12 protein-coding genes are annotated in these 12,246 nt (G+C 44.5%); all 12 read right to left on the bottom strand.

Annotated elements, in window-relative coordinates:
- Positions 1 to 21: 21 nt before the first annotated feature.
- The 12 genes from M2277_RS07595 to ppsA all read right to left on the bottom strand — a co-directional run bounded on the left by M2277_RS07595 (position 22) and on the right by ppsA (position 12,202).
- Positions 22 to 1,035: a cytochrome d ubiquinol oxidase subunit II gene (locus tag M2277_RS07595; protein WP_006210333.1), complete on the bottom strand. Its 1,014-nt coding sequence runs from the start codon at positions 1,033 to 1,035 to the stop codon at positions 22 to 24.
- On the bottom strand, positions 1,032 to 2,399 hold the full coding sequence (locus M2277_RS07590) for a cytochrome ubiquinol oxidase subunit I (RefSeq protein ID WP_006210334.1): 1,368 nt from the start codon (positions 2,397 to 2,399) through the stop codon (positions 1,032 to 1,034). Before M2277_RS07590 ends, M2277_RS07595 begins: the two co-directional genes overlap by 4 nt.
- A 685-nt stretch (positions 2,400 to 3,084) precedes the next feature.
- Complete coding sequence (locus M2277_RS07585) at positions 3,085 to 3,939, bottom strand: stalk domain-containing protein (RefSeq protein ID WP_280754507.1); 855 nt, start codon at positions 3,937 to 3,939, stop codon at positions 3,085 to 3,087.
- Between the two features lie 184 nt (positions 3,940 to 4,123).
- The gene (locus M2277_RS07580) at positions 4,124 to 4,345 is read right to left on the bottom strand and encodes a hypothetical protein (RefSeq protein ID WP_036637763.1); all 222 of its coding nucleotides are present in this window, start codon (positions 4,343 to 4,345) and stop codon (positions 4,124 to 4,126) included.
- A 192-nt stretch (positions 4,346 to 4,537) separates the two neighbouring features.
- Positions 4,538 to 5,002: an MEKHLA domain-containing protein gene (locus M2277_RS07575; RefSeq protein WP_006210339.1), complete on the bottom strand. Its 465-nt coding sequence runs from the start codon at positions 5,000 to 5,002 to the stop codon at positions 4,538 to 4,540.
- A 261-nt stretch (positions 5,003 to 5,263) separates the two neighbouring features.
- Entirely contained in the window at positions 5,264 to 5,683 is a 420-nt protein-coding gene (locus M2277_RS07570) for an NAD(P)H-binding protein (protein ID WP_280754506.1), read from the bottom strand.
- 87 nt (positions 5,684 to 5,770) lie between these two features.
- The gene (locus M2277_RS07565) at positions 5,771 to 6,682 is read right to left on the bottom strand and encodes an alpha/beta hydrolase (protein ID WP_280754505.1); all 912 of its coding nucleotides are present in this window, start codon (positions 6,680 to 6,682) and stop codon (positions 5,771 to 5,773) included.
- Positions 6,683 to 6,985: 303 nt separating this feature from the next.
- Positions 6,986 to 7,531, bottom strand: a complete 546-nt coding sequence (locus M2277_RS07560) for a TetR/AcrR family transcriptional regulator (RefSeq protein ID WP_036637761.1) — start codon at positions 7,529 to 7,531, stop codon at positions 6,986 to 6,988.
- Between the two features lie 103 nt (positions 7,532 to 7,634).
- Positions 7,635 to 8,438: an undecaprenyl-diphosphate phosphatase gene (locus M2277_RS07555; RefSeq protein ID WP_006210343.1), complete on the bottom strand. Its 804-nt coding sequence runs from the start codon at positions 8,436 to 8,438 to the stop codon at positions 7,635 to 7,637.
- A gap of 251 nt (positions 8,439 to 8,689) precedes the next feature.
- A complete protein-coding gene (locus M2277_RS07550) occupies positions 8,690 to 9,073 on the bottom strand; it encodes a VOC family protein (RefSeq protein WP_006210344.1) in 384 nt (127 codons plus the stop codon).
- A 39-nt stretch (positions 9,074 to 9,112) separates the two neighbouring features.
- The gene (locus tag M2277_RS07545; RefSeq protein WP_006210345.1) at positions 9,113 to 9,391 is read right to left on the bottom strand and encodes an ArsR/SmtB family transcription factor; all 279 of its coding nucleotides are present in this window, start codon (positions 9,389 to 9,391) and stop codon (positions 9,113 to 9,115) included.
- 201 nt (positions 9,392 to 9,592) lie between these two features.
- Complete coding sequence (ppsA, locus tag M2277_RS07540) at positions 9,593 to 12,202, bottom strand: phosphoenolpyruvate synthase (RefSeq protein ID WP_280754504.1); 2,610 nt, start codon at positions 12,200 to 12,202, stop codon at positions 9,593 to 9,595.
- Positions 12,203 to 12,246: the final 44 nt, after the last annotated feature.

Genomic DNA, 12,246 nt, shown 5'->3' with positions numbered 1-12,246 from the left:
GCCGTAATGGATCAATTCTCTTTATTTTTTCCCTTTTACATAATCCGCATCAAACAGGAATAGTCGGAACACCAGAATAAGGGATGGGATCAACAGGAGCAGTCCACCGACAAACACAACAACCAGTGCGAAGCCCATGGCCGGTGAAGTTGCGCTGCTCTGAATCGTGATGTACGGATCAAGAATATAAGGGTATTGCCCAATCCCGTAAGCGAAAAAGGCACAGAAAAATTGCAGCATGACGCATATAAAAGCTAAACCGTAACGTCGTCCGTTGTATAACAGCCACATCGTAATCATGAAGAAAGCAACGGAAAGCGCGAGCAGCCACCATAAATCCATCATATTTTGAAAATGACGCTCATTGTGCTGACCCAAATAAATAAATGCTGTCAGTGCGAGAATAATGGTCGGTGTGCTCCAGAACAGGGCATAATTCCGCATCAGCTTCAGCGCAGAATGATCCTCTGCCCGAGAAGCGTAAAATGTCAAAAATGTGCCGCTAATGAACAACACGGACACTATTGCGAGTCCCACAATGCTCCACGATAACGGATTGGTAAACAGCTCCCAGTAATCCAGAGAAACCGTCTCCCCCTGCTTCACGATAAAGCCGCCTTCAGACAACGTTAGCGCCACTGATAATGAAGCGGGAATAAGCAAACCTGTTGCTCCGTATAAGAACAGATACACAATGTTTTTCTTGGAGCCGTAATTTTCAAAAGCATAAAACGAACCGCGAATCGCAAGCAGTATTACGGCTATGCTGGCCGGAACAAGCAGCGCGGAGCCATAATAAAAGGCCGTGTCCGGAAAAAATCCGACGATACCAATGTAGAAAAAGACAAAAAATACATTCGTGATCTCCCAAACGGGTGATAAATAACGGGAGATCAAACGATTAATCAGATGATCCTGCTTCGTCAAGCGTGCATAGAAAGCGAAGAAGCCCGCCCCGAAATCAATAGAGGCTATAATTAGATAGCCGTACAAGAACAGCCACAGCACCGAGATGCCAATCAATTCGTAACTCATGATGCAGGACCACCCTTCTCCGTAGATGGATCAGGCTTTTCCTTCAGCCATTTCTCCATCTCGACTTCCGCCGGATTATTGTTGAACAAGCGTCTTAACACGATTACACACATGATGCCCAGTACGATGTACAGGAGCAAGAAGACGAAGAATAAAATTCTTATATTCGGTGAAGACGTAGCAGCTTCCTCCACCCGCATAATCCCGCGGATAATCCACGGCTGTCGCCCAATTTCCGCATAGAACCAGCCCAGCTCAACAGCCAGGAAAGCAAGCGGTGCGCCCAATGCGATAATGCGAAGCATCCACTTGTTAAGCTCATTGCGTTTTTTCCAGAACACAAACAGGAAATACAGCACCGCAATAGCGAGCAGAGCAAATCCGATTCCGGCCATCAAATCAAACAGGTAATGAACGAGAAGCGGCGGCCATTCGTCCTGGGGAAATTCCTCCAGCCCCGTTACCTCTGCATTAAAGTCTCCAAAGGCCAGGAAGCTGAGCAGTTTTGGCAGGTGAAGAGCCCCTAGAATTTCATGCTCTGCATTCAGCCATCCCATTAATATCAAATCCGCACCGCTTTCCGTCTCAAAATGCCACTCTGCCGCAGCAAGCTTCTCCGGCTGATGCTCAGCCAAAAACTTGGCGGACACATCCCCGGCTAACGTGTTCAGCACCCCGAACAGTAAAACAACGGCCATCATGAGGTTCAAGGCTTTTTTGTGGTAGGCGGATACCCCTTTTCTCAGCATCGCAAAGGCTGCGATACCGGCTAACAGGGCTGCCCCTGTCAAATAAGCCGAGCTTAATACATGGAACACCTTGGAGAACGTTGCCGTATTCAGCATCGCTTGCACCGGGTCAACCGCCGTGAATTGGCCTGCTTCCATCACAAAGCCTCCAGGCTGGTTCATGAATCCATTCACCGTTGTTATGAAGACAGCCGACATGCCTGCCCCGATCACAATCGGAATGGTCAGCAGCCAGTGGATATACGGATTTTTGAATCGATCCCACGTATACAAATAAATGCCCAGGAAGATGGCCTCAAAAAAGAACGCAAACACTTCCATGAATAATGGCAGTGCAATGACATTCCCAGCCAGCTTCATAAAATTCGGCCACACCAGGGCCAGCTGCAGGGAGATCACGGTGCCGGTCACGACACCAACCGCGACAGAAATGACAAAACCTCGTGCCCACCTCTTCGCCATCAGTGTATAATGGGGATCTTTCTTGCGAATCCCGATGAACTCTGCAATAGCGATCATTAAGGGTATACCGACACCAAGTGTCGCAAAAATAACGTGGAATGCGAGTGTCATACCTGTCACCAGCCTGCTCCACATTACCGTATCAATTGCCATTTTATACTGCCTCCTTTTAAACTCTGTTCCATTATTGTGATAAATTAAACTTTGGATTAGGCCTGCCACCCGTTGGGCTGCATTCAATATCAGGTTTGGATAGGCTTTAGCGACATCGCTGCAAGCTGCGTTTTATGAATCGTTCCTCGATCTCTGTTATATAAAAAGAGAATTTTTTCACAAAGTAACGTAAATGACAACACTGTGTTGGGCAATACGTTGGTTGCTTCGTTTGACTGCCGTTTGCCCGACTGAAGCGAGATCTTGCGAGCCTGTATAAACCTGGTACTACATGCATTTAAATGACTAGATGAAACCTAATAGTTAAAATTATTATATCTTTATCTCTTAGCAAATCAATCACTGACACGTCTTCGTCCCTAAACGTTCAAGAAAGGGTCAACTCTTTCTGACAACTTGGTGAAAAATACAGAATGCACTCGAAGGAGCTATTGATTCATCTCCCTCATACGTGGTAATGCGCGTATCCCTCCCATCAGAGCCAACATCATCTTATTACCCATTACATGCGTAAATAAAAAGATTAGAAGACTGAAGCGCCAAGATTTTTTATGGATTTGGGACTTGAACACCTTGTTCCCATAGCCCTCTTCTTTTTATGGAGCCTCAAAAAAAGTCGCATATTAAGCGACTTTTAGAGTCTTTATGTTCTTGTTGTCCAACGTTACCGAGCAATCACTTCAAGTACATTGCCGCTTCCATCATCAATCATACGTATATTGTGATCATCCAAGAGTTGAATGGTGCCGTCCGACTTCAACCATTCATGCTGCTCCACTAACCCGTGAGCAACAGATTTGCGAATTAGCCCTTTATTCTTAAATACTAATGCATACAGATCATATTCTCCAGTCTTTCGATTAGAATACTCAATGATTACAATAAGTAAATTTTCGGGAGTCCGCTTGAATTGAAAGCTGAGATCGTGAGTATTCACATTAATGTCCTTGATGCCTAGCGGAATCGAATTCTTTTGTCCCGTAACAGCATTAGTAATCTCAAGATCCCCTCTTGCTGCACGAATCACATAGCTGTATCCCATCATGCTGCCATAGAAAGTATCCGTATAATTGTGGAGTCCAGTCACGGTTACCTTCCCAGTCTTTGTGTCACGATTAGCCACTTCCCCATCCAGAGCAGATGCGAGAAATTGAATCGGCACATAAAGGTGACTGATATACCACACAGGCTCTCTGCCCATATCCACTTTTCGACCATCAACTTCAGCAATTTTGCTGCCCATGTGTACAACAATGCGTTTCTGATCCCTTGTCAGTACGGCCACATCGTCACCTTCCATCTTCCACAGCAGACCTGCCGAACTCCCGAGTGAGAAAAAACTTGCGTAAGTAACCCCGTCCTTAAGCAGCGTCTCAATATGAGAGATTCGGCCGTCCTCCCATTGCAACTCCAGTTCAACGTACTTCGAAGCCGCATCCGATTTTTGTGCTCCCAGCGGTAAAAGTACGGATATCATAAGTATAACGGCAATTGCATTTTTCCATTTCTTAATCTTCAAGTAATGATCACCCACTTATTGTAAAATTCAATACTACAATAGTAACACAAAGATCTTAGAAAAGTTGCTGCGACAGTAAAATCCGTTCCGTAGATCGTGCGTCTCACGACTACCGGTCTCGAACGCCTTGTGAGAGAGAGTCCAGCCTCTTCCTTAGGTGTAACTTATACAGCTTTTATATCTATCAGCTTGATCCATCATTACGATTCTGTCTTGCTTTAACCACTCTCGGTATTTGCTTCTCATAAATGGACAATACATTTGAAATCAATTGTTCTTTAGGACTCGTGTTATCTTTCAAAACTGCGTATATAAGGTTCAAGAAAGTCTTCGCATCTTTATCTGTTAAACTTTTGATAGATTCCACCGTGGTAACATTTGATACATGACCATCTTGCTCCTCCATAACGGTTCCTCATTTCTGAATATTATTTATGGACGACAAACATATTGAAAATTGATGCGGTAACCCTGGTATCCCCTGAATTCTCAGAACATCATCACTTACTAACATTAAAATTCTATAGTCAATGAAGGAAAAGCTTATTCCTCCTTCTTCAAGTCACAGCTATTGTGGCCATATCGTCATATGCTTCTTTCATTCTATGTAACGAAATTGACGAAAAGCAGCAGCTTGTCCATGAAATACATCGTTATCGTCTGTAAGATTCCATACCGTCGCCTGCATGATATAGAATCTTCTGCCGGTGCTGGAAATACGAATACCTGTATAATTATCGACATATCCATATTCACTGACAGCTTTCAGGAAGGCCGCGCGTTCCTCGCGCTCCATCGGTTCTGCCGTTAGCCTCGAGGGCGTTTGGGTGAAGGTCTCCCTGTTTACTTCCCACAATTCAAGCGCCATCTGATTACCATAGTTCAAAATCGGGTCCGGCTCTGTTCCATGGGACAGTATGACGAGTGGAGCCCGGAACAGTACTTCTGATTCTGTACCTGATTCAACTGAATGATCAAGAAGCGACTTTCCTGTCCATCTCAGGTAGCTGTTCAGAATCACACTGGCGTGCTTGTTGGATGTATGAAAGCTGTTGTTATTCATTTTCCCCGTCCTCCCTGCTGCTGCTATCGTAAAAGGTGAATCACATCTCTATTTTACCAAAGATTGGTTTCTTTGCGTTTAAAAAGTAGCGCTATCTTGCTCAGAACCATTCCTGACTCTTGGGGTCAGGGTAACCGTACAGGTGGAACGATTCGCTCATGGACGTCTTCAGACAGCAAAAAGGGCATCTCGCAAGATCTAATATCTTTTGAGACACCCTCATTTTACTATGATCTTCTTTATAAACTAAGCGGGAACTGCTTAATAGAAGGCTGGCTTTTCACCATCGGTATTCGGCTTGTTGACCCCTAAATTTCCGCGAACATGGAGATCCGAAGATTCAATTAATTTGACAACCAGGGCCGCGACGCTCTTGCGCGATACTTCCGTGCCTTTGAACGGCTCGCCCTTCTCCGTAACCTCATATTCAATCTCGTCATAATCGGTCAGCCATGCAGGTCTGAGTACGGTGTAGTCGAGATTCGAGGCCTCGATAACATCGACTGATTTGCGATATGGTCCCAAATATTCACCGATTGTGCGGTTATTCCACTTGCCGAAATCTCCCGGGACTTCATCATAAATACCGAGCGAGCTGATAAAAATCAAGCGTTTCACGCCCGTCGATTCCATTGCATCTACGATGGCTTTCGCTTGGTCCTCCAGATCGTCGCCGGACATCTGCGATTTGCCCTCCGGCTCCAAGAATTAATATAGAGGTCACATTAATACTCCTTTCCCTTGTTTATTGAATCTAAGCGAATCATATTATTTTAGATGATCTGTAAAGAACTGCTCTAACTTTTCCACTGCCGGACCCACGTATTCAGGCTGGTCGTATAATGCAACGTGTGTAGCACCATCCATGATGAATAATTCTTTATCCCGACTAGCAGCATCTTGAACCGCTTCTTCGCTGAAGTAGCGAGTATCCGCATCACTACCGGCAATCGCTAAAAATGGCTGCGTTAAGAACTTATCAATGTGGCTAAATGCAGAGAAGGTAAAAATTTTATCGAAGCTTGTAAACACGAAACGGTTAGGTGCATTTTCGTGGCATCCGCGTGCGGTTACATAATATTCGTGTCCTTCCGCCATTGTACCCGTCATGCCTTCTTCCAATTCCTGCGGCACATACGGACCATGGAGCGTTTCACTTCCATTGGCTTCGGCTGTCCGTTGTCCAGAAACTTGTTCCAACAGTTTGATTTGGTCTTCGACCGGTACTGCACGGGCAATCCCTTCACTAAATAGTGATCCGATATCGACCATGCTAACCGTTGCTACTGCTTTAATGCGGCGTTCGGTTTGTGCAGCCGCTACTGTATAACCCCCGCCGGCACAAACACCTAACGCGCCAATTTTATGGGTATCTACATAGGATAATGTCGTTAAATAGTCCACTGCTGCACGAACATCTTCTGTACGAGCATACGGATCTTCGAGATAGCGCGGGGTCCCTTCACTCTCTCCTTGATAGGATGCATCGAATGCTAAAGTTATAAAACCTGATTCAGAAAGTTTATTCGCGTAAAGTCCCGCCGTCTGTTCTTTTACGCCGCCGCCAGGATGGGAGACAACGATTGCCGGATATTTCTTGGTTTCATCGAATCCAGCTGGAACATACAAGTTACCTGCCAACAACAATTGGTTGTTTTTAAATTTAACGTTTTTTTGCATAATTTTAGTCCTCCGATTGTTTTTTATTGTGATTGACCTGCTATTTTCGCCGATTGGATCACTTACAAATGGATCCATGTCTTTTTCTGATGCATCATGGTTATGAAATCTCGTTAATGCGTAAGTGTGCGATAACGACCTCATGTGTATTATTTTAAACAAGAAAGAAATATCTTCAATGATCAAATGACCGCATCGTGTGCATTAATGCACACATCGATCGAAATTGTGCCGTGATTACGAAAATACAAAAAGGCATGGATCATAAATCCATACCTCCCAGTAGAGCTCCGCTTCAACTCCTTATAGATTCCGCTCTAACAAGCGCCCAACTTGTTCGGACACGACATCGATCGGGTCGGTTATTTCCTTGGTAAAGTAGGATTCTATGATCCCCACCGTCGCCGTTACCATAAATTTGCGAACGATATCTTTACTGAAGCCCTTATTTATGCCTTCAGCTACATCCAATTCACCCTCGAGTTCTTCACTGACAAGCTTAATAAAACCGCTGCGGAATGAAGAAGCGCCCTTACTCGCCAAAATGGTCGCGAAGAAGGAGTAATTCTGTTCGAAAAATTCAAACCAGATCCGCATCGCATCCACAAAGCTCAAATCCGACGAGGATTGGCAGAGCCTCCTCAGCTCGCTAATGTACTCTTCAATGAGTCTGTCTAACAGATCGTATTTATCCAAATAATGAAGATAGATGGTTCTTCGGCCTACGTTTGCCTTATCGGCAATATCCTGTATCGTAATTTCGTCAAAGCTTTTTTCTGCCAGCAGCGCAATAAAAGCGCCCTTAATCGACTCTTGAGATCTGAGACTTCGTCTATCCACTTTAACCATTGATGGAAGTACCACACTTTCTTTAACGAGAATTGTGTAATTTGAATCAAATCAATTATACACGCTTGTGTTATACTGCATCAATATGCTACTCATTTATCGGTTACTGAAGGACGATTAAGTAGAATAGCCCCGCTAAGACAAAACGATATAGAGCAAACCATTCCAATCGAAGCCGCTTAATCAATTTAATAAACGTCACTACTGCAATCATAGCTACAAGAAAGGATGTCATAAAGCCAATGGCCATTAGGAATAAATCGTCAGAGTCCAGCAATTCTCGACTATCGTACAAGTCCAACACGCTTGCACCAAACATAACAGGCACGGAAATAAGGAACGTAAAATCGGCGGCGGCTTTTTGACTGGTGCCAAGCAAAAGGCCGCCTGAAATCGTCGAACCCGATCTCGAAAATCCCGGCCACAAAGCCAGACACTGGAACAGACCAATCCCAAACGCTTGTTTATAATGAATCCTATCCATAGTCTCTGCAGTTTCCGTTCTCCTGCTCCGTGCGGCGATGATCATCAACAAGCCACCAGCAACCAGACCGATCAGGACCGGAATTGGGCCGAATAATTGGCTTTTTATTGTATCCTTGAAGAGAAGGTACAGAATTAATGCTGGCAGCATAGCCAACATCATATGAATTACATTTAACCCTTTACTTGGGGAAAAATCCATTCTAATGAGATTAGCCCCGATGGCCAAATACCTTTTCCAATAAAGAAGCAGAACTGCCATCACCGCACCCAGCTGTATAACAATTTTAAAAGTTATTGCAGTCTGTCCCTCAAAGCTAAGCAAATGCCCTGCTAAAATAAGATGTCCAGTAGACGAGACTGGTAAAAATTCAGTTAAGCCCTCTATTATGCCAAGTATTATCGCTTTCATAACATCAGTCATCCGTGGATATCCCTCTTTCGGAAATAAATTCGTCAAGCAATTTCCAGTATAAATGGGACACCCATTTATTTCCTTCGATTGACATAACAATAATCGATTCCGTGTGACATTATTGTCACTATCGGGAACTGGGACAATGCAAATGCAAAACAAAACCCAACGATCAGGACTTGAGTACTGATCGTTGGGTTTTGTGTTTTGTCATGCTTCCAGTTTGGATTTAAGGGACCATTTCACTTTTTTTTGAGAAGTTACTTCTGCACGATCTGAATCAGGTTCCCGCATGTATCGTCTAAGACGGCTATGGTGAGCTCGCCCATTTTAGTCGGTTGCATCGTAAACTTTACACCTTTGTCTACTAGTCTTTCGTACTCTGCTTGAATATCTTCCACACCAAACATGGTTGCTGGTATTCCATCAGCGAATATCTTCTTTTGAAATTCCTTGGCGGCAGGATGGTCATTCGGTTCGAGCAGCAGCTCCGTGCCGTCTTGATCATCGGGAGAAGCAAGCGTTATCCACCTGAATTCTCCGACAGGTACGTCCTGCTTCTTAACAAAACCGAGCTTCTCAGAATAAAATGCCAATGCCTTGTCCTGATCTTGTACAAAAAGACTGGTAACTACGATTTTCATACTGTTAGTGCCTCCTTCGACATGTGGGTTGTACTAAAATTAGTCTATCCATCCATTCAGCAAATTCTTAAGCGGTTCGTTGTTAAATATTACGACTCGAAATTTACCCTTTCGCTTTGATATAACAAGTCCTGCATCTTCCAGAACAGCAAGATGTTTAGCTATCGCTTGTCTTGAAATCGAGAGTTCGTGCTTCATAATGAGACGAACCGTAAGTTCATACAACGTCAGCTCGTTGCGTTCGGATAGTTCGTCAAGCATAAGTCGCCGAGTCGAGTCGCCAAGCGCTTTGAATACAGCATCCTTATCCCAATTCATATATCGATTATATGCAACTATACGGTTGCTTGTCAACCTTAAGCAACCGCAGAGTTGCGTGATAATTTTTTAACTAAAATCCCCCATTAGTCAATCTTACGATTACTTCCTTGATAGCAGATGTAATGGTAAGCTTTATGTCCACATAGACCATATTTCCGGCTCTCTAGCCAGGCTTCTTACTATCCGTGAAGGTACGTTTTACACGATTTCGATATACCCTTCTGTTCCATGCACGCGAATGCGCTGCCCGTCTAGGATCCTTGTAGTTGCATTCTCCACGCCTACAACTGCCGGTAAGCCATATTCTCGTGCGATCACGGCTCCATGGGTCATCAGTCCACCAACTTCGGTGACCAGACCTTTTATGGAAACGAACAACGGTGTCCAGCTTGGATCCGTAAAAGAGGTGACTAATATATCTCCTTCTTCGAGATCAGTTTCTTCCATGTTTAAGATGACACGTGCGCGTCCCTCTACCACTCCGGAAGAAACAGGCAGACCTGCCATAGCATCGGCTGGGAGATGTTCTCGTTTGTATTTACCAGCAATGATTTCACCATCCGATGTGATGACGCGAGGCGGCGTTAGCTTTTCGTATAACCTGTACTCTTCTTTTCGTTGGCTGATGATCTGGCCGTCCAGTTTATGGGTGCGTACGAGTTCGTGAAATTCTTCAAAAGTGAGATAATATATATCTTCCTGGTCATGAATAACGCCCGCTTGTACGAGTCGTTCGGCTTCTTTCAGTAGCGCCTGTTTATATACGAAGTAGCGATTCACCATGCCGTATTTGGGATATTCCCGGTAGCCGCTGAAATTCCGAATAAGGTCAATCCTTCGCTTGGTTTCTTTTGCTTTTTGTTCACCATCCGGTAATGACTTCAATCGATCTAATATCGCTTGTTCTTTTGCCAGAGCTTCCTGCCGCCCTTGTTCAAATTTCCGCTGGCTTGCATGAGGCTCAACGTTTTTGATATTGCCAAGAATTAACGGAACAAGTGTAATGGGTTTTTCGCTCCAACGAGTGCGGGTTACATCGATTTCTCCAGCACAGCGCATGCCGTATTTGCCCAGATAATCGTAGATAGCGTCCCGGGATTCCGGTCCACCGTCCAGCTTGATCAGTTCATCCATAAAGCTGTCGTCTTTTACATGCTGTAAATAATCAATCACTTCTGGATAAGGACGTATTACATCTGCGACATCCAATAGCGCAAGTCCCATTTCCGAAGTAATATTGCCTGATACCGATTGAGAAAGTGTATCTGCTGCGTTTTTTTCACCTAACCACTTCTCCATGTTTTCATTGATCCACGCTGAAGCATCCATAGCGGCCATAATGATAGCTGAGCTTTGCGGGTCAAATAATATCTTCTTTAATTGCTGAAAATCTTCGAGGATAAAATCAAACAAACCGGATCCCGATTTCGTTTGGATGTTATGTTTCAACTCTTCTATTGAGGCTTGACTGCGTTTGATTAAATCAGAAACGATGGACGGATCGTATTCGATCGGTGCTTGAACACCCGGCGTCGATTTAGCTTTGCTGTTACTGAGAGCCGGTTCTTTGTTTTCATTTGGTAATAATGTGATAAAATCTCGCTCAATTATGGTCATAAGCGCGTCTTTAATAAGCGGATCAGATTGACCCAGAGTATTCAATATCGTTTCTCTGCTGACAGGCGAAGCCAGCATAGGTGTAACATCAACAAACAGCCTTCCACCGGCTGTACGCATAGGGGCAGGAGTTGTTAACAGGTAAAAAGACAATCCCAGCGGTTTCATGGGATCTGTCATCATTTGCTGATGTCCGACAGATACGTAAACGTGATTGTCTTCATCCTTCGCTTCAGGGATAGGATATAACGTCGTGATGGGCCGACTCTGGACAATGTAAAAAGTATCCTGGTCCAAACACCATTCGATGTCCTGGGGTGAGCCAAAATAAGCTTCGATCAGTCTTCCGATGCGTGCCAGCTCTAAAATTTGCTGCTCCGTAAGTGTTTGAGCCTTTTGCTGATCGAGATCAATCTGCTGGGTCTCTGTTCCGCCTTCTTTTCGACCATAGATCGCCAATGTTTTGGTTGCTATCCTTTTGTCAACGATTTTCCCTTCCTGCACTTGATAACCATCGGCGGATACCAAGCCAGAGACCAATGCTTCTCCAAGTCCAAAGCTGGCATCGATGGATAGCAGCTTTCGGTTCGAAGTCATGGGATCCGCGGTAAATATAATCCCTGAAGCCTGCGGGAAAATCATTCTCTGAACGACAACGGACAAATACACCTGGCTGTGGTCAAACCCGTTTTGCATACGATAGATGACCGCGCGATCCGTGAATAGGGAAGCCCAGCATTTGCTGATATGCTGCAGGATGGCATCGATGCCGATGATATTCAAATAGGTGTCTTGTTGTCCTGCAAAAGAGGCGTGTGGTAGATCTTCAGCAGTCGCGCTAGAACGCACAGCATAAGCGTGGTCTTCGCCAAACCGGGAGAGATACTGAGTAACGGCTTCTGCAACTTCGGAAGGAATTTCTACTTCCACAATGATTTGCCTGATCCTTCTGCTGATTTCGGCAATTTGATCACGATCTTCTGCTTTTAGCAGGGTCAGTTGATGGAGCAAAGCATGATAGGTTTCGTTTTGCTCAATAGCTTTTTGATAACCCAGGGTTGTAATACAAAATCCTTCAGGTACTTGTATACCTTCCATTTTTGATAATTCCCCTAGATGGAGCCCTTTACCACCAACAAGCAAAAGCTGCGTTTTCTCGATTTCCCAAAAGCCGAGGACCAACGAATTCATTCACATCTCTCCTAACCATTAAATTGCGAAAAAAACATTTGACA

Origin of the sequence: Paenibacillus sp. LBL, assembly GCF_029893715.1 — a bacterium.
Lineage (GTDB): Bacteria > Bacillota > Bacilli > Paenibacillales > Paenibacillaceae > Paenibacillus_AQ > Paenibacillus_AQ glucanolyticus.
The sequence above is the reverse complement of the archived record's forward strand: the minus strand, read 5'-3'. Positions and strand labels throughout refer to the sequence as shown.

Bases quoted from the DNA above. Each gene is read 5' to 3' on its own strand.
- M2277_RS07570 (WP_280754506.1), bottom strand. From the start codon at position 5,683: ATGTCCGGCGACGATCTGGAGGACCAAGCGAAAGCCATCGTAGATGCA.
- M2277_RS07590 (WP_006210334.1), bottom strand. From the start codon at position 2,399: ATGGCAATTGATACGGTAATGTGGAGCAGGCTGGTGACAGGTATGACA.
- M2277_RS07560 (WP_036637761.1), bottom strand. From the start codon at position 7,531: ATGGTTAAAGTGGATAGACGAAGTCTCAGATCTCAAGAGTCGATTAAG.
- M2277_RS07580 (WP_036637763.1), bottom strand. From the start codon at position 4,345: ATGGAGGAGCAAGATGGTCATGTATCAAATGTTACCACGGTGGAATCT.
- M2277_RS07555 (WP_006210343.1), bottom strand. From the start codon at position 8,438: ATGACTGATGTTATGAAAGCGATAATACTTGGCATAATAGAGGGCTTA.
- M2277_RS07595 (WP_006210333.1), bottom strand. From the start codon at position 1,035: ATGAGTTACGAATTGATTGGCATCTCGGTGCTGTGGCTGTTCTTGTAC.
- M2277_RS07545 (WP_006210345.1), bottom strand. From the start codon at position 9,391: ATGAATTGGGATAAGGATGCTGTATTCAAAGCGCTTGGCGACTCGACT.
- M2277_RS07575 (WP_006210339.1), bottom strand. From the start codon at position 5,002: ATGAATAACAACAGCTTTCATACATCCAACAAGCACGCCAGTGTGATT.
- M2277_RS07550 (WP_006210344.1), bottom strand. From the start codon at position 9,073: ATGAAAATCGTAGTTACCAGTCTTTTTGTACAAGATCAGGACAAGGCA.
- M2277_RS07565 (WP_280754505.1), bottom strand. From the start codon at position 6,682: ATGCAAAAAAACGTTAAATTTAAAAACAACCAATTGTTGTTGGCAGGT.
- ppsA (WP_280754504.1), bottom strand. From the start codon at position 12,202: ATGAATTCGTTGGTCCTCGGCTTTTGGGAAATCGAGAAAACGCAGCTT.